10 protein-coding genes and 1 pseudogene are annotated in these 17,998 nt (G+C 41.7%); 5 read left to right on the top strand and 6 right to left on the bottom strand.

What is annotated here, in order from left to right; genetic code table 11:
- Positions 1 to 131 precede the first annotated feature (131 nt).
- Positions 132 to 3,062 carry a hybrid sensor histidine kinase/response regulator gene (locus AC5590_RS28695; protein ID WP_211178577.1) on the top strand — a complete coding sequence of 977 codons (2,931 nt, stop codon included), beginning with the start codon at positions 132 to 134 and terminating at the stop codon, positions 3,060 to 3,062.
- Here AC5590_RS28695 and AC5590_RS28690 read toward each other — a convergent pair.
- A complete protein-coding gene (locus AC5590_RS28690) occupies positions 3,054 to 4,469 on the bottom strand; it encodes an isochorismate synthase (RefSeq protein ID WP_169266717.1) in 1,416 nt (471 codons plus the stop codon). The genes AC5590_RS28695 and AC5590_RS28690 overlap by 9 nt on opposite strands.
- A gap of 113 nt (positions 4,470 to 4,582) precedes the next feature.
- Here AC5590_RS28690 and AC5590_RS28685 point away from each other — a divergent pair, with 113 nt between their 5' ends.
- Both AC5590_RS28685 and AC5590_RS28680 read left to right on the top strand, forming a co-directional pair.
- Positions 4,583 to 5,692: an o-succinylbenzoate synthase gene (locus AC5590_RS28685; protein WP_169266716.1), complete on the top strand. Its 1,110-nt coding sequence runs from the start codon at positions 4,583 to 4,585 to the stop codon at positions 5,690 to 5,692.
- Positions 5,677 to 7,092: pseudogene (locus tag AC5590_RS28680) on the top strand (2-succinylbenzoate--CoA ligase). Before AC5590_RS28685 ends, AC5590_RS28680 begins: the two are co-directional and overlap by 16 nt.
- A gap of 136 nt (positions 7,093 to 7,228) precedes the next feature.
- Here the strand turns inward: AC5590_RS28680 and AC5590_RS28675 are convergent.
- The 5 genes from AC5590_RS28675 to AC5590_RS28655 all read right to left on the bottom strand — a co-directional run bounded on the left by AC5590_RS28675 (position 7,229) and on the right by AC5590_RS28655 (position 12,592).
- Positions 7,229 to 7,675, bottom strand: a complete 447-nt coding sequence (locus tag AC5590_RS28675) for an acyl-CoA thioesterase (protein WP_169266715.1) — start codon at positions 7,673 to 7,675, stop codon at positions 7,229 to 7,231.
- 236 nt (positions 7,676 to 7,911) lie between these two features.
- Positions 7,912 to 9,000: a T3SS effector HopA1 family protein gene (locus AC5590_RS28670; RefSeq protein ID WP_169266714.1), complete on the bottom strand. Its 1,089-nt coding sequence runs from the start codon at positions 8,998 to 9,000 to the stop codon at positions 7,912 to 7,914.
- Between the two features lie 147 nt (positions 9,001 to 9,147).
- Complete coding sequence (locus tag AC5590_RS28665; RefSeq protein WP_169266713.1) at positions 9,148 to 10,386, bottom strand: phosphotransferase family protein; 1,239 nt, start codon at positions 10,384 to 10,386, stop codon at positions 9,148 to 9,150.
- Positions 10,387 to 10,751: 365 nt separating this feature from the next.
- Positions 10,752 to 11,393, bottom strand: coding sequence for a response regulator transcription factor (locus AC5590_RS28660; protein ID WP_169266712.1), 642 nt, complete (start codon positions 11,391 to 11,393; stop codon positions 10,752 to 10,754).
- Entirely contained in the window at positions 11,390 to 12,592 is a 1,203-nt protein-coding gene (locus tag AC5590_RS28655; RefSeq protein WP_169266711.1) for a sensor histidine kinase, read from the bottom strand. Before AC5590_RS28655 ends, AC5590_RS28660 begins: the two co-directional genes overlap by 4 nt.
- Positions 12,593 to 13,029: 437 nt before the next feature.
- Between AC5590_RS28655 and AC5590_RS28650 the strand changes: the two genes are divergently transcribed.
- Positions 13,030 to 14,715, top strand: coding sequence for an efflux RND transporter periplasmic adaptor subunit (locus AC5590_RS28650; RefSeq protein ID WP_169266710.1), 1,686 nt, complete (start codon positions 13,030 to 13,032; stop codon positions 14,713 to 14,715).
- Positions 14,712 to 17,918 carry an efflux RND transporter permease subunit gene (locus tag AC5590_RS28645; protein ID WP_169266709.1) on the top strand — a complete coding sequence of 1,069 codons (3,207 nt, stop codon included), beginning with the start codon at positions 14,712 to 14,714 and terminating at the stop codon, positions 17,916 to 17,918. The genes AC5590_RS28650 and AC5590_RS28645 overlap by 4 nt, the downstream gene beginning before the upstream one ends.
- Positions 17,919 to 17,998: the final 80 nt, after the last annotated feature.

Here is a 17,998-nt window from a genome sequence, read left to right as displayed (position 1 = left end):
GTCTTTCTTTCTTATTCTGATTCCTGAGTTCTGAGTTCTGAGTTCTTTTTGATAAAAACTGACAAACCATAAAATATATTACAAAATATTATTATCCACTGGTTTAAGCAAAGCTTGTTGTACTCAAGCCAATGAAAGACGAGGAAAAGACAACAGAGGAGTTGATTGAAGAGTTAAGTGCACTGCGCCAAAAGCTTTCTCAATTAGAACAAGTAGCAGTTCAACAACAGCAGGCTCAAGAAGAGCTGCAACAACAACGCGAATGTTCTCGACGCCAAGTTCAAAAAGAGCAAGCTCTGAATCGAGTGATTCAAAGTATTCGTAATTCTCTGGAGTTAGAAAGAATTTTTTCCACAGCGGCTTATGAGATTACTCAGCTTGTGAGCGCTGATCGAGTTGAAATTGTGCAATACATACCTGAACAGCAACTATGGCTGAATGTTGGTGATTATCGTCGAACTCCAGATTTACCAAGTGCTTTGGGGGTGGAAATTCCCGATGCTGATAATGAAGTTGCCGCCCAACTCAAGCGATTAGAAGTTGTTATAATTGAGGATGCCAGTACTTGTTCAGATCAAGTCAACCGCAGCTTGGCCGAAACTTATCGGGGAGCATGGTTGCTGGTACCGGTGCACTTTGGCTCTACTATTTGGGGTAGTGTTAGCCTAATCAGAAATAATCACTCTTTATCTTGGCAGCAGGAAGAAGTGGAATTAACTTGTGCTGTGGCTGATCAATTGGCGATCGCCATTCACCAATCCACCCTCTTATTACAGCTACAAACCGAACTGAGCGAACGTAAAAAGGCGATTATAGCGCTTCAAGAAAGCGAAGAACGATTTCGCACGATGGCAGACATAGCCCCTGTGATGATATGGATGGTTGGCACTGACAAGCTTTGTAATTATTTTAATAGGGTTTGGTTGGAATTTACTGGACGCACACTGGAACAAGAACTAGGTTACGGTTGGGCAGAACTTCTCCATCCCGACGATTTACAACTTTGCTTAGAGATTTACACAACCGCATTTGATGCTCGCCGAAGCTTCACTATGGAACATCGCTTCAGGCGTTTTGATGGTGAGTATCGTTGGTTCTTAAATACAGGTACCCCAAGGTTTCATTCAGACGGTAGTTTTGCTGGTTACATTGGTTCCAGCATCGATATCACAGAGCAAAAGCAGATGCTTGAAGCATTGCAAGACAGCGAAGCACGATTGAGGTTAACTCTAGACGCAGCTCACATGGTGATTTGGGACTGGAACATTTTGACCAATAATATTGTGTATGATAACTCAATGCTACCCCTGTGTGGTCTTTCGTTAGGTTTAAATGAGCATACATTTGAAGCTTTTCTCGATGCTGTTTATTTTGAAGATCGCGATCGCGTCGTTGCTGCCATAACAGATGCTATTGAAAATAAGAAAGAGCATGAAGTTGAATTTCGATTCGTATCACTTGATCGTGCGTTGCGTTGGATAGGAGATAAAGGGCAAGTCTACTATGATCAAACTGGGAAACCAGTACGTATGGTTGGTGTAGGAATAGACATCACTGAGCGTAAAGAAGCGGAACACAAAATCCGCGAACAAGCGGCTTGGCTTGATGTTGCGACAGATGCCATTATAGTCAGAAATTTAGAAAACAAAATAGTCTTTTGGAACAAAAGTGCTGAACGACTTTACGGTTGGAAAGCAAAAGATATTTTGGGTAAAAATGCTAATGATATTTTGTATAAAAAAATTTCGTCCCAACTAAAAGAGGCTTTGTCTCAAGTTAACTTGACAGGCGAGTGGTATGGTGAATTGAGCCAGATCCGAAAAGATGGCAAGGAACTCATTGTTGAAACTCGCTGGACACTCGTGCGTGATGAACACGGAAACCCAAAATCAATTTTGAGCGTAAAAACTGACATTACAGAAAAGAAAAGACTTCAGACACAGTTTCTTCGTGCTCAACGACTGGAAAGTCTCGGTACGCTTGCGAGCGGTATTGCTCACGATCTTAATAATACACTAGCTCCCATGCTGATGTCCGCTCAGCTTTTGCGCATGAGAATTTCCGATGAGCGGAACCAGCAGCTCCTCCAGACATTAGAAACGAACGCTCAACGTGGTGCAGCTATGGTTAAGCAAGTGCTATCGTTTGCACGCGGTGTCGAAGGTAAGCGCACAATTTTACAAATCAAGCATTTGATATCGGAAATTGAGCAGTTTGCTAAGCAGACATTTCCTAAATCTATAGAATTTTGTACTGATATCGCACCAAATCTTTGGACTATTTCTGGAGATGCAACACAACTGCATCAGGTACTGATGAATCTAGTTATTAACGCTCGCGATGCGATGCCAAAAGGTGGAGTTTTGAGTATTTATGGCGAAAATTTCTTTGTTGACGAAAACTATGCCCGCATGAATCTTGATGCAACTGTTGGACCTCACATTGTCATTACCGTTAAGGATACTGGAATGGGTATGCTTCCAGAAGTCTTGGATAGAATTTTTGAGCCTTTCTTTACAACTAAAGAGGTTGGAAAAGGTTCAGGATTAGGTCTTTCAACAGTACTTGGTATTATAAAAAGCCATAACGGTTTTATCAGTGTTTCTAGCAAAATTGGTAAAGGAACACAATTTAAAGTCTTCTTAAAAGCAGTTTTAGAAAACCAAACGTTCTCAGAAGAGTCTTTTGAATTGCCTATGGGAAATGGAGAATTGATTTTGGTAGTTGATGATGAAGCTGAAATTCGAGAGATTACCAAAATCACGCTGGAGAACTACAACTATAAAATTTTAACCGCTTGTGATGGCATTGAAGCACTTGCATTATATGCTCAAAATCCAGAAAACATTAAAGTCGTATTTGTAGATATGATGATGCCAGATATGGATGGTTTAACCACCATTCGTGCTTTACTAAGAATAAATCCATGCATCAAAATTATGGCTGCAAGTGGACTTACAGACAATAATAAATTGATACAGAACCTTGATGTTGAAATATTTTTGTCTAAGCCTTACAATGTAAAACAATTGTTACAAGCATTGCACAAAATCTTAAACTAATGCTTTTAGCAAAGCTTGTAGTTTGAGTTGAACTTCTGCAAGTTCTCTGTCGGGATCGGAACCAGCAACGATACCAACACCGGCGTAGAGTCTGGCGCGATCGCCATCTATAAGTGCTGAACGAATTCCAACAATAAACTCACAGTTTCCCTCCAAGTCTACCCATCCCAGCGGCGCAGCATACAAACCTCTTTCAAAGCGCTCAAAACGACGGATTTCACGATAAGCAACTTCTTGGGAAGTACCTCCAACTGCTGGTGTAGGATGCAATTGAGCAACTATCTTTAAAGGATGGACATCAGCTGGAACTAACGCGCTGATAGGTGTCCACAAGTGCTGAATATTAGATAATTGTCGCAAGCGGGGTGCTAAAACTTGAGGTAGCAAACCCAGTCGAGAAAGACGTTGAGTGATAAAATCAATCACTAACGAATGTTCGTGTCTTTCTTTATAACTATTAAGCAAACGACTCGCATGAGCAGCATCTTCACCAGGTGTTTTACCCCGTGGCGCAGATCCAGCCAAAGCATCAGTCATTAGGTGTTGTTCCTGGATGTTAATTAAACGTTCCGGACTTGCCCCGATAAAATTCTGTCCTTTGCCATTACTATGAGAAAAGACATAACAGTTAGGATGCAACTGTCTCAGATTATTTAGAGATTTTATGACGTTCAAATGACCATTTGATCTAACATCTAGGATATCCGCCAAGACAACTTTAGTTAAATCCTTAGACTCGATTTTTTCCAAAGCTGACAAAACTGAAGACTTGAAATTTTGAGGATTTGCAATAGATTGATTACTAAATTTCGGCAAAGAGTAATCAAGAGTTTGCGAGTTGGATTCTAAAGAATTGATAATTTCTAGTTTTTGCGATAAACTTTGCAATATTCTTGGAATATTTGTGTCAGTATTGATAATTGTATTAAAAACCAACACGCAGCGCTCATTTTTCACAGCTACTTGCCAACGTGGAAGAAAAACGGTAGCAGCAGAAAATGGATAATCTGGTTGGGTATTTTGATCAAAAAAACTAAAACTACATAAAAATCGAGTTCCCAAAAAAGCTTGATTCGTTCTAGAAAAGCTAGTTATATTTTGAACACATTCTTTGATGAACTCTTCCGATTTTGCAAAACGGTCTTTCCCTGCAAGTTCTATTTTCGCGACAGCATCAACAGCAGCCAGAGCTTCCTTTTGTCCTTTCTTTTCCCAATAAAAACTAACTTGATTTGGCTGTGCTAATTTATCAAGTACAACCAAAGGGTCAACCCAGTCAATATCTAGCGCCAAACTTGCAATTTGCGTGTAATTATTCTTAATACAGTTTTGTTGAACAGCTAAAAGAAAACGGTATAGTTCCTTATTATAAACAAAAAAGTCAGCATTACATGAAGAAACTGTCATGGATCTAGAAAGAGTAAATTTTTTTTAAGTTAACTTCCAAAAGAATGATATTTCGTGGTCGTATTTTTACAAGTAACACAAAACAGTTACCTTTTTACCTGCACTAGCTTCTAATGGCGTATCGATTTGAGTTTCGTCCTTATCAGCAAAAATTTGCAACTCCGCTCATGACAAGTCATGGTAGTTGGGATATCCGCGAAGGAATTATTCTTCGTCTCACCGATCAAACAGGAAAAATCGGCTGGGGGGAAATTGCACCCATCAGTTGGTTTGGTTCAGAAACTCATGAACTTGCTTTAGAATTTTGCCGTCAGCTTCCAGAGGAAATCACACAAGAGACGATTTTCTCTATCTCTGATGAGTTAAGCGCGTGTCAATTTGGATTTGAGTCTGCTTGGGAAACGATTAACACCCTCGCCCGCCCGGAAATTAATTTCGGGACTAATAGCCCAAGTCCATTAAAATGGACAACAAACTTTTCGCAGTCGTCTTTAGATGACTTGGATTATGAGCCTGAGGTTTTAAACCCCAGGCGGTTGTTGGGGCTGGTACAAGATCACAGAAAAATTGAGACATTAAGCTATAGCGCTTTACTACCAGCTGGGGAAGCGGCGCTAGAGGCTTGGCAAAAGCTGTGGAAGGAGGGATATCGTACTTTTAAATGGAAAATTGGTGTCTATGCCATTGGTCAGGAACTAGAAATTTTTAAATTACTCTGTCAAACTTTACCAGCTTCTGCAAAACTACGATTAGATGCCAACGGCGGACTTAGCTATGAACAAGCTCAGTTATGGCTCGGAAATTGCGATAATATCAAGGCAAATGAAGAAATTTTCCAAAGAATTGAATTTATTGAGCAGCCTTTATCTGTGGATCAATTTGCGGCGATGTTGGAGTTGAGTCATTGTTACCAGACGGCGATCGCCTTAGATGAATCTGTCGCCACACTCAACCAACTCACCACATGCTTCCAACAAGGTTGGCGAGAAATTTTTGTGATTAAGCTTGGGATAGTCGGTTCGCCTTCCCGTCTGCGTCAGTTTTGTCAACAGCATAAAATCGATGCTGTGTTTTCATCCGTGTTTGAAACTGCAATTGGTAGACAAGCCGCACTCCAGATCGCAGCCGAATTATCTCAGCAGAATAAAGCAGTCGGTTTTGGTGTCAACCATTGGTTTGCTCAACAGGAGACAACGCCGGAAGAATTATGGAAAAAACTTTAGAAAATTTTGTGCAAGATGCATCTCGTCAGCCTCTCTCCAATGACTGGCTCATTTGTGATGATAGCCATTTATTTGCTCAATTAACCCAACAACTTTATTTAGAATTAACCCAGTTTTCATACTATCGAGGCACACCAATCAAAATTCTTTTAGCCGAACGTGAACCAGTGCGGTTTTTAGCAAGTTTTCTCGCGGCTTGTGCTGCTCGTTGTCCAGTTTTTCTTTGTAACCCCGACTGGACAAAACAAGAATGGCAACAAGTTTTTGATTTAGTAAACCCAGATTTAATTTGGGGATTAGGGACTAAGAATTGGGGACAAGACTATTCCAAATTAAAAAATCCGATCATTCCATCTCCTGATTAAGGACTGATCATGATTCCCACAGGTGGATCATCAGGAGAGATTAAGTTTGCCATTCACACCTGGCAGACTTTAATCGCATCCGTGCGAGGATTTACAGAATATTTTTTGATTAATCAGGTTAATTCTTTTTGTGTCTTACCACTCTATCACGTCAGCGGGTTAATGCAATTTATGCGCTCCCTTACGACTGGTGGAAAACTCGTTATTCGGTCATTCAAAGAAGTCGAATACCGTCAACTAAACAGTATAGAATTATCCAAATTCTTTATTTCTTTAGTACCAACACAGTTACAGCGTCTGCTACAAAAACCAGAATTAACTCAGTGGTTATCTCAATTTCAAACTGTACTATTGGGAGGTGGAGCAGCATGGAATGAACTTTTTGAAAAAGCAAGATATTACAATATTCGCTTATCTCCCACCTATGGTATGACGGAAACTGCCTCCCAAATTGCCACCCTCAAACCAGATGAATTTCTTAATGGTAAAGAGAACTGTACTCAAATTCTCCCCCATGCCTCTATTAAAATTCGCAATCAGCAAGGCGAGGAATTGAATTCAAATCAAATCGGAAACATCACAATCTATTCTCAAGCTCTCGCCCTAGGATACTATCCTAACACTTGGGAGAATCAGGCTTATTTACAAGTGGATGATTTGGGTTTCTTAGATAACAAAGGTTATTTACATATCGTCGGACGTAACAGCGACAAAATTATTACAGGCGGTGAAAATGTCTATCCAATAGAAGTTGAATCTACCATTAGAGCAACAGAAATGGTAGTAGATGTTTGTGTCATAGGCATACCAGATAAACTCTGGGGACAAGCAGTCACAGCAATTTACATTCCCAAAGACTCAAATACCTCTGATATAGAAATCAGAAATTTGCTCAAAGATAAACTCAGTAAATTTAAAATTCCTAAAAATTGGATTCCTGTACAAACCTTACCTCGTAACTCCCAAGGTAAAATCAATCGCCAAGAGCTACAGCAAATAGCCACAAAATTTCTTCAAACTAGCCTCGCTGATTAAACAGATAAATTGCAGCATCCCAATGCGTGTGAAAGTAGTGCGAGCCGGAAAGGTCGCTAGTCATTGTACAACATTTGGGATGCTACCAGAAAAATTGGAAAATCAAAATCTCTTTTAACTTTTGAGTGTTGACTTTTTAAATAACCTCTCTTGACTTTCTTCTCTCTGCGCTCTCTGCGCCTCTCTTGTTCATCTCCAACCATTCCTTCATATTTTCTGGTAACTCTGTTTTCGTTCTGCTACTTGTCTCAATACAAACGTGCCTAGTCACTGCCTTACCAGCGATCACCTCACCAACTATCACCTCAGAAGCCACTTCAAATTTGTCAACACTAAGCTGTTGAGGCATTAACCTAATAACCAAATTGTCTCCACAATATAGTGGACGAAAAAAGTCCACATTAGCATGAACAATTGGAAAAGCTACAGAAGGATTCGTGAAAAAATCTTTGAGATTAATGCCAGAGATAACTAGAGACTCTTCATAAGCCTCATGACAAATACTCAAGAGATTAGCAAAGTAAACTACCCCAGCAGCATCAGTGTCTTGAAAGCGAATGGTGCGGTTATATATAAAGGCCATAATTCAAGCCAAAGTTCAAACCAAAGTTCAAAAAAATATAGCAAACAAATAGCCTGCTACAGTAAACAATTTTACACCGCAATCATCTGTTTTATAGCATTTGCCAGGTAGATTAGGACATAAACTAACGAGAAAATACGGACACCACGAGATTATGAAGCCTATTCCCCTTTTCCTGTTCCCTGTTTCCTGCGATGCACTGAGCGTGGTCGTTGTGTTCCCTGTTCCCTGCTATATCAGTTCAAGGGGTAATAAATATCCTCAGAGCAAGGATTGAGGTAAGGACGCTGTAAATCAATACCAAGCCGAGTAAAATGTGAGTCAATTGCCTTCATCCGCTGATCAGTTGAATCGTTATCTTGTTGCCAAACTTCCAACAAAGCATTCGCTACGATTTGACAGCGGTTCATCCCAAAACTTTCCTGTGCAGCAAATTTTTGACTAAGTTCTTCAGCTAAACTCAACCCAGGTGCTAAAAACTTGGTAAACAAGGGGATTTCTGTGTGGAAATGAGATTGATGTTCTGCATAGACACTTCTTAGGACTTTTCGCACTGCTGGATAGTCTTCACGTTCAAAGGATAGCACTCCTGAATCATAGCGCCCATAAGCAGCCCGATTGTGTAACACCTGAAAACAAAAAGGAATTGCAGCAGCGTTCAATTGTTGTGTCAGGCTATCCATAAGGGCTAAGGCACCCATTGGAGTAACATTAAAGTAAATTCGCCCTGCCCCCAAATCAGTATCCGGGTTAGTCTGCAAATCCTGTCCGACATTGCTAAGCGCTATGTAAAAGCCGTTTTGTAGTCGATTTTTAGGCATCCATATATTTATCAAATCTCCTACCTTGGCAGTTGGCGTTGACGGTTCTAGATTGTGATTGTACTCAACATACAACGTCAAACCACCTTTGCTCACTGCAATACTACCATCTGGTTCCCGTCGCAACAATTGCCAATCAGGATCAAAGTAGCCTATTCCATGATTACTGGTATGTAGTAACTCGTAAAATTGCCAATCCATCTCTAAGATAGAATGGCTTTCTAAGTTTTTATGTGGCAAATCATGAGCGACATCACTACTGAGTGACAACGTGGTTTGCAGAGAACCATTGTAATAAATACCGTGAACAAAATTCCGCAATAGTAGAGCAAGATACTTGTGTTGTAATGCTGGCGAATTTTGTCGAAATCGCTCTGCTATTTTAGATGGTAGGGCAAAGGGTTGATATTTTGGATGGCGAATGCAAAAGTTGGATTGAATTTCGATATTGGTAGCAATATCCAATAGACAATTTAGCAGTGGTTTGGTAGAAGACTCTAGCATTATCAGTTACCAGTTATCAGTTATCAGTTACCAGTTATCAGTTATCAGTTACCAGTTACCAGTTACCAGTTATCAGTTACAACAGGAAATACGGATATGTTTCTTCTGTTTACTGTTCACTGTTCACTGATTTCGCTGTTCACTGTTTTAACAACCGCGCAGACGAGTTTTGTTATAATAAAGACGAAGCAAATTCTTCTGTTTTTTTGGATAATGAAGTTGAACAAATTTTGCAAACAGCTTTAGGATTTCTGACTCTGTGATCCCAAAAACAGTCAATACAGACTCTTGTGGTCTACTGAGTAAGCTTTGAGCAAATTTGAACATACAAAGACTGGAGTTATCAAAGTATTTGTGAAAGTTTATTTTTTCCTTGATTCGATGAAGTAGAACTAAACCCGCAAATTGGATAACTCGTTGAACAAATTCACAACGATACTCAAGAATCACTGGAAAAGTATCAAGATAAGCTATAATAAGAGTTAGTAGTGAAGGTTGGATAACTTCCAATGGAATCGCTGCCAGAAGTAATGACTCTTCTAACTCAAGAGTAGGATCTACGACTAGGCTTTCTAACCAAAGCGTTAAGTAGCTTGCCACTAAAGTTCCCAAATCAAAAGCTGGATCTCCCCAGGAACAAGCTTCCCAATCAATGAGTCGTATAAGACAGTTGTCTAACTTCTCCCATCTTGAATGCACTAAAACATTTTCCAATTTCAGATCATTATGAGTTAAGCAGCAAGGATTCCATTCATACGCCAATTCTGCAATTGCTGCTTCTAGACTCTCATAACGTTGATAAAGAGTGTAGAATTCCAGCGCCTCTGTAGGAACATTGCCAAAAATTTCCGGTTCAATTGACCCTATCCCTTGCGCTGGATTATAAAATTGATAGCGAAACTGTCCTTCAGGAGCAGTTGCCATAAAATCACGATACTCCGGGCGGTTGAAAGTGGCACGATGTAGTGATCCTAAACTAGTACCAATAGCGCTTGCGATCGCTTTTGGAAAATGCAAATTTTTTTGATAAAAACTTGCGAGTTCAAAATACTCCTTGAGGTAGTGACGAACAAGAATAGATTCTTCTTGCTCAAAATGCACTACCAAAGATGCCGCAGCAGAAATATTTCCTAACACTGGAAACTGCTGAAGTAGTTGATGAAACAACCACTCATTCCAAAACTCATGTGGATTTTCGTTATTATCAACACATCGTTCTTGCTTAACCAGTAGCTTCTGATTTCCAGGCAGAGTAACTAGTAAATTTAAATTTTTTTGACTCGTTTGCGGGAGTTCAGAATAGGAATTTGTACCTTCTTCTGAGCTACACAGACCTGCTTGATGCAGATAATGAATAACATTATGAGAAGACAGTGAAAGTACCATGTCTTATTTCCTAAAGCGTAAAATTGTTCCTGAAACCACTATTTCAGTATTAGCTTTACTTCAGTGGTCTTCAGTAGATATTTATGACTCGTGCAAATATCAATAACGATTAGCACAATCTACTAATATCCGATTTATCAAAAATAAACCTGCCAAAATGGCAGTACTATTATGACTATTGCTTTAAATTTTGCTCAATGCTCAGTCAATTCTTTTAAACGACGTTGTAGAATAATTCGCGCTATTATTATCGCCAGTACTAGCTGACTTGAAAATAGAACACAGAACTCAGAACACACAATACAGAACTCAAAACAGAGAAGAAACGAGAAATTTTCATCTGTCTTGGTGTACGCAGTTCATGATCACTCCTTAAACAGAGAATGGGCGAGCAGTGCTGCTTGAGTGCGATCGCGCAAATTTAACCGACTCAGAATATTAGTCACATAGTTCTTGACAGTGTTCTCTGAGAGGAAAAGCGACTGCGCAATTTCACGGTTATTCGATCCAGAAGCCATTAAACGCAACACATCCAACTCTCTGCGTGTAAGTTCAGCCAATTCGGGAGGTTGTGGAACCGAGGGGATTGATTCTGGGACGGACATGAGTGCTTTTTCAAACAATCCAGGACCAAGTTGAGTATGTCCTTTGTAGACTGCACGAATAGCTAACGCCAGTTCATCTGGTTCAGTGTCCTTGAGCAAGTAGCCCTTAGCGCCTACCCGCATCGCTTGCGAGACGTACCCATCATCATCGAAAGTTGTTAATACTAGTACTTTTGTGTTGGGATATTGTTGAGCGATCGCCCCAGTCGCCGCAACTCCATCCATCACGGGCATCCGGATATCCATTAGCACAATATCCGGTTTTAAAATAGAGATTTGTTCCAGCGCTCGTTGTCCATTTTCCGCCTCACCGACAACTTGCATATCACTATTACACTCTAAGAGACTTTTAAGTCCCTGACGGATGAGAAGTTGATCATCGACTAACAAGATCCGAATCATAGCAAGACGTTTGATAATGGAATAGAAACACAGACACGGCAACCTTTTCCTGGTTGGCTCTGGAGAAGAAACTCAGCGCCTAACGCCACTGCTCGTTCTCGCATCCCCTGTAGTCCAAACCCAGTTGTATTTTGAGTTGGGTTAAACCCTTTACCATTGTCCTCAATGGAAAGATCAAGTATCCCAGCTTGATGCTGTAACTGAATATTCACAGCCGTTGCCTGTGCATGCTTGTAAATATTTGTGAGCGATTCTTGCACAATGCGGTAAACCGTTGTATTTGTTTCTGTTGGTAAGGATAATGGTAAAGAAATTTTGCTAGACAGTTCAATTCCTGTGGAGTGCTGAAAATCCTTCAGCAGTTTTTCAATTGCTGATTCAAGTAATAGTCCTTGTAGCGGGTTTGAGCGCAACACTGAAACTGAGCGCCGGATTTCCACCAACGCGTCAGCCCCTAGTTGCTTCGCTTGTTTGAGAAACGTCAATGCCTTTGCATTATTGGATTGCCAGAACAGCAGCGCATTATTCATCTGAATGGTTTGAGCAGCTAGGGTGTGTCCAAGTCCATCGTGAATTTCGCGAGCAATGCGGTTACGTTCTTGCAAAGTTGCCTGATCTTCAATTCGCAACGCATACTGTCGCAATTGCTCATGCGTCGTTTCTAGTTCCTTGTGGACGATTTCCAACTGCTCTCGACTTTGTCGCTCTGCCAGCAAGGCATTAATCAATAATAAAGCAAATACCAGCGTCAAGCTATACAACAACACAGAACTCAATCGCCAATCCCATACAGCGACTTTATATTTCTCAGGAATGATGGGTTTTGAAAGAAGCAGTGTTGCATTGCACAGGAAAGCTAAAATCAACACAACCAACTGTCCCTTTTGCCTAAACACCAAACAACTCCGCATCACCAGCACTAGACACAATAGGAAAACAGAGCGAGTTGATAAGCCTTCTTTAGTTGCAGCTAACACAATTAAGCCGAATTCTAAAGCAGTGTAAACCAATTTTACTCCCAATTTCTTAGTTGGCAGTTTTAAGCCCATCAAACCGAAAGCAGCGATGATCAGAACTCGCAGCAGCAACTGCCAAGACAACTGGAACGGAAACATCACTTCCATAAACACTGATGTGCCTAACAACAGCCATTCCAGATAAAGCAACAGACGAAACGATTGGTAGCTTGGGCGAACCATAGGACTGTCTAAAACCAACAACCAAACAAAGAGCACTACTGGTATTATCCTGATTTTAAGAAAAGTACTGCGCCAACAAAGAACGTTGGAAACCTTAAACTTTTTGCAAAAGTCAACAGGAGTGAACATAAAACCACAGTAACCGTAGTAACCGTAGGGTGGGCACTGCCAATAACCTAAAAATAAGGTTTTGAGCGAACCCTAGGCAGTGCCCACCCTACAAAATTGCTAGTTATTTATCTGTATCTATCCTTGGTTCTAAATATCCATTAATCATACTTTTGCAAGAAGTCTATTCTCTTCAACTCTTACAAAATTGTTACCAGTATCGATAGAGTTTTTTCTACTAATTCTCTTTCTGGACTAGGAAAAAAGTCATATCAGTTTTAGTAATTTATGACTGATCAGCTTAGGAATCCTGCTTCATGTAAACATTCATGTCAATTTCTAAAATTGACATAGTGAATGCGGAGATTTCGCCATCAACCATAAACTTAAACCAATTGGAGGCTCTGGTGCTCGATAACATTCCCAAGGAGAGTTTAGCCCAAAATCACTCAGCGGAAAGTCACTCAGTAGAACATCACTTAGAATTCAAGCAAGATCCTCCATCTAAGAAGCGGACTGGTTTAGTTTTCCTCATCGGTTTGGTGTTGCTCGCTACCCTGGGCTTTCTTGGTTACCGTACGTTTTTTGCCAAGCCCAACAAAACTGAAACATCTGAAAAGTCCCAAAGATCTGGACGTAAAGGACGATCTATGATCACTCCTGTAACCGTCGCCAAAGTCGGCCAAAAAACAGTTCCAGTGCAATTGCAAGCAATTGGTAATGTTCAAGCGGAGTCTACCGTATCGGTGACACCCCAGATTGGTGGAAAAATTACTGGAGTGTTTTTCAAAAAAGGTCAGGAGGTGAAAAAAGGACAACTCCTGTTTACACTGGATGATCAAACACAAAGGGCAGCCATCCAACAAGCTCAAGGAACTGTCGCCAAGGACTTGGCACTGGTACAGCAAGCCAGAGCAAACTTAGCCAAAGATCAAGGGCTGGTAGAGCAAGCCAGAGCTACGTTAGCCAAAGACCAAGGGCTGGTAGAGCAAGCAAGAGTGACGTCAGCCAAAGACCAAGCACTGGTGCGACAAGCTGAGGCGACTTTGGCAAAGGATCAAGCGCAAGCACAATACGCACAGGCACAAAGTAATCGTTACACGAACTTGTACAAGCAGGGTGCTGTTAGTCAGGATCAAGCTCAGCAATACTCTACTAGTAGTCAGGTTAATGTGGCAACGCTTCGGGCAGATAGAGAGGCGATCGCCAACGCTCAAGAAGTCGTCAAGAGCGATCAAGTCGCAATCAAGAACGCTCAAGAAGTCGTCAAAAGCGATCAAGTCGCAATCAAGAATGCTCAAGAAGTCGTCAAGGGCGATCAAGCAGCAATCCAGAATGCACAGGCAGTTGTCGCTTCCGATCAAGGAGCATTAAAAAACACCCAAGTGCAACTTTCTTACGCCAAAATATACGCCCCAATCTCCGGTCAAGCTGGAGATATTTTGGTAACTCAAGGCAATGTAGTTGCAGCCAATAGTACGAGTCCCCTTTTGACAATCTCCCAGATTCGCCCAATTCAGGTTTCTTTTTCAGTTCCAGAAACGCAACTACCGGAAATTCAAAAGTACGCGAGCAATAACAAGCTGGCAGTGGATGTTACTATCCCCAACACCAATCGTCAGATACGGGGTCTTTTGGCATTTATCAATAATACAGTCGATAACAGCACTGGAACCATTAAACTTATAGGCCAGTTTGATAATGCTCAAGGGCAACTATGGCCTGGTCAATATGTGAACACAACACTAACGCTGAGGACACAACCGAATGCGATCGTTGTTCCTTCGCAAGCAGTTCAGAATGGACCCAATGGTCAGTTTGTCTTCGTTGTCAAGCCTGATAATACGGTAGAAAATGTCCCCGTGACTGTTAGCAGTATGATGAACGGTCTAAACGTTATCGAGAAAGGGCTGCAACCAGGTCAAACAGTTGTAACTGACGGTCAGGCGAATCTTATTTCTGGTAGTAAGGTACGAGTCAAATCCGCCTCCAAACAAGCAGGAGGCGCTTCATGAACCTCTCGCAACTATTCATCCGTCGCCCCATCATGACGACTTTGGTTATGGCGGCTATTCTCATCTTCGGTTTGATGAGTTATCGCTTACTGCCAATCAGCGACTTACCCAGCGTTGATTATCCTACCATTCAGGTGTCAGCGGCGCGACCAGGAGCTAGCCCGGAAACAATGGCATCTTCTGTTGCCCGTCCTTTGGAAAAGCAGTTTTCTAGTATCGCTGGACTTGATTCGCTCAACTCAACCAGCACGTTAGGTAGCACCCAAATTACGCTTCAATTTAACCTCAGTCGAAATATTGACGATGCGGCTCAGGATGTGCAAGCGGCGATATCAGCAGCGTCTGGACAAATTCCTAACGATTTACCCAATCCCCCATCCTACAGCAAGGTCAACCCCGCTGATCAGCCGATTCTTTACTTATATATAACCTCACCAACTTTGCCGCTTTCTAAGGTAGATAACTATGCTCAAACGTATTTAGCACAAAAGCTTTCTACAATCAACGGGGTGGCTCAGGTACAGGTTTACGGTTCCCAAAAGTATGCAGCTCGTATTCAACTTGATCCTGAGAAATTAGCAAGTCAGCAGATTGGACTTGATCAAGTAGAAACTGTAATACAACAAGGAAACGTAAATTTACCGACAGGTAGTATTTCGGGCAAGAACAAAAATTTTACAGTCCAAGCAAACGGTCAACTACAAGATGCGGCTGCTTATCGCTCTCTGATTGTCGCCTACCGCAATGGTGCCCCAATTTACCTTGAACAACTCGGTCGAATTATTGACAGTGTCCAAAATGACAAGGTGGCAAGCTGGTATAATAATACCCGCGCTATCATTTTGACCATTCAACGGCAACCAGGTACAAATACGGTACAAGTTGTAGACACAATCAAGGAATCGTTGCCAAAGTTGAGTGAGCAAATTCCGAAATCAGTTGAAATAGGGATTTTCTATGATGCATCCCAGTCAATTCGAGAGTCAGTAGATGATGTCAGATTTACTCTGGTTTTGACAATTGGTCTGGTGATTTTGGTAATATTCCTATTTCTGCGGAATCTGTCAGCAACAGTCATTCCCAGTTTGGCATTACCTGTATCGCTGATTGCGACTTTTGCAGCGATGTACATGCTGGGTTACTCGCTGGATAACTTATCAATGATGGCGTTGACGCTTTCAGTGGGTTTTGTGGTGGATGATGCGATCGTCATGTTGGAAAACATCGTTCGCCACATGGAAATGGGCGAATCTCGTCTAGAAGCTGCCTTAAACGGTTCTAGAGAAATCAGTTTTACCATCTTGTCGATGACAATTTCACTGGTGGCGGTTTTTATTCCAATGCTGTTCATGGGTGGAGTGTTGGGACGACTGTTCCACGAATTCGCGGTAACGATCGCCGTCGCTATTTTGGTGTCTGGGTTTGTTTCCCTCTCCCTGACTCCGATGCTATGTAGTCGCTTTGTAGGCGCACCCAATCACGAAAATCAAAGCCGTCTGTATCGTGCTTCAGAGTATGTGTTTGACCGCTTCTTAGCTGTTTACGATTGGACCTTAAAAATAGCTTTAAAGTTTCACCTGACCACAATGATTTTGTCTGGTGTGCTTTTTCTTGTCACTATTTATCTGTTTATTGCTGTTCCGAAAGGATTTATTCCTAGTGAAGATACAGGACAAATTATCGCAACAACACAGGCAGCACAGGATGCTTCTTTTGATAACTTAGTCCGTCACCAGCAAGAAGTGGTGAATCTGATTCGGCAAAACCCGAATGTCGATGCAGTTAATTCTAACATTGGTCCTGGTTCCAGTGCGAGCGGTAGCGGGGCAGCAGTTCCAGGGAACTCCGGGAACTTGTTGATTCGCCTGAAAGAGCGATCGCATCGCCACAACAGCGCTGACGAAATCGTCCAAGAACTGCGAAGCCAGCTAGCAAGTATCCCAGGAATTAAAGTCTTCTTACAAAATCCTCCTGCCATTCCCATCGGAACACAGCAAACAACAGGACTGTATCAGCTTGCACTGCAGAGTACCGATGTCCAATCCTTGGAAAAATACGTCCCGCAACTAGTCGCCCAGATGCAAAATCTCCCAGAACTCTTGGATGTCAACAGCGACTTGCAAATTGCGCCCCAAATTAAAATTAATATCGACCGTGATAAAGCGTCAGCTCTTGGCATTACCGCCGAACAAATCGAAAACACTTTAAAAAATGCCTATGGTGCTTATCAAGTGTCAACCATTTACGCCGCTAGTGACCAGTACGAAGTCATATTAGAACTGGAACCGGAGTACCAGCAAGATCCAAATGCTTTAATGAAGCTCTACGTTAACACCAGTACCAGCACGAATACCACGAACAGCAGTACTAGCACCAGCACGAACCCTAGCACGAACACCGCTACTAGCAACAGCACAAATTCCACCAGTAGTCAAGCAGTTCCTCTGAGCACATTTGCCACAATATCCCAAGGTGTTGGACCACTAATGGTCAATCACTTTGGTCGGATGAATGCTGCGACGATCTCCTTCAACTTAGCACCAGAAGCATCCCTGGGAGCAGCCACTCAAACTATAGAAGAACTCGTGCATAAAGTGATTCCCGCCAGCATCACAACAAGCTTCCAAGGAGCGAGTGAGGTATTTCAATCTTCACTGCCGAGTTTGGGATTGTTGCTAGCCGTCGCTATTTTGGTAATTTATCTGATTCTCGGTATCCTCTACGAAGATTTTATACATCCTTTAACAATTCTTTCTGGTTTGCCTTCCGCTGGATTTGGTGCGTTATTAACATTATTAATTTTTCACGTCGAATTGAATGTTTATTCATTCATCGGCATCATCCTCTTAGTGGGCATCGTTAAGAAAAACGGGATTATGATGGTGGACTTCGCCATAGAAGCGCAGCGAAACGAAGGCAAAAGTCCGTTTGATGCCATCTATGAAGCTTGTTTGATTCGGTTCCGTCCGATCATGATGACAACGATGGCAGCTTTAATGGGAACATTACCAATCGCCCTAGGTTATGGTGCAGGTTCTGAATCTCGGCGTCCTCTGGGAATTGCCGTTGTTGGTGGATTAGTGTTTTCTCAGATATTGACGCTGTATTTAACACCAGTCTTTTTTACATACATGGAAGCTTGGCGGAAAAAACTTAGACAGGTGAAGTTTCGTCGGGTTTCTTCGTTTACAGGAAGTCGGTAAGAATGAAACAGACCTTTATAAGAAATAACTCCACACTTTCAGGTTAAAAGCGATGTGTAATGATGTAAGTCAAGCAACAC

This window comes from Brasilonema octagenarum UFV-OR1 (assembly GCF_963888615.1).
Classification (GTDB): domain Bacteria; phylum Cyanobacteriota; class Cyanobacteriia; order Cyanobacteriales; family Nostocaceae; genus Brasilonema; species Brasilonema sennae.
This window is presented reverse-complemented; position numbering and strand designations above follow the sequence as displayed.

What these genes read in the sequence shown, in the direction of transcription:
- AC5590_RS28660 (WP_169266712.1), bottom strand. Translation starts at nt 11,393, where the DNA reads ATGATTCGGATCTTGTTAGTCGATGATCAACTTCTCATCCGTCAGGGA.
- AC5590_RS28685 (WP_169266716.1), top strand. Translation starts at nt 4,583, where the DNA reads ATGGCGTATCGATTTGAGTTTCGTCCTTATCAGCAAAAATTTGCAACT.
- AC5590_RS28690 (WP_169266717.1), bottom strand. Translation starts at nt 4,469, where the DNA reads ATGACAGTTTCTTCATGTAATGCTGACTTTTTTGTTTATAATAAGGAA.
- AC5590_RS28655 (WP_169266711.1), bottom strand. Translation starts at nt 12,592, where the DNA reads ATGGTTCGCCCAAGCTACCAATCGTTTCGTCTGTTGCTTTATCTGGAA.
- AC5590_RS28645 (WP_169266709.1), top strand. Translation starts at nt 14,712, where the DNA reads ATGAACCTCTCGCAACTATTCATCCGTCGCCCCATCATGACGACTTTG.
- AC5590_RS28675 (WP_169266715.1), bottom strand. Translation starts at nt 7,675, where the DNA reads ATGGCCTTTATATATAACCGCACCATTCGCTTTCAAGACACTGATGCT.
- AC5590_RS28670 (WP_169266714.1), bottom strand. Translation starts at nt 9,000, where the DNA reads ATGCTAGAGTCTTCTACCAAACCACTGCTAAATTGTCTATTGGATATT.
- AC5590_RS28695 (WP_211178577.1), top strand. Translation starts at nt 132, where the DNA reads ATGAAAGACGAGGAAAAGACAACAGAGGAGTTGATTGAAGAGTTAAGT.
- AC5590_RS28650 (WP_169266710.1), top strand. Translation starts at nt 13,030, where the DNA reads ATGTCAATTTCTAAAATTGACATAGTGAATGCGGAGATTTCGCCATCA.
- AC5590_RS28665 (WP_169266713.1), bottom strand. Translation starts at nt 10,386, where the DNA reads ATGGTACTTTCACTGTCTTCTCATAATGTTATTCATTATCTGCATCAA.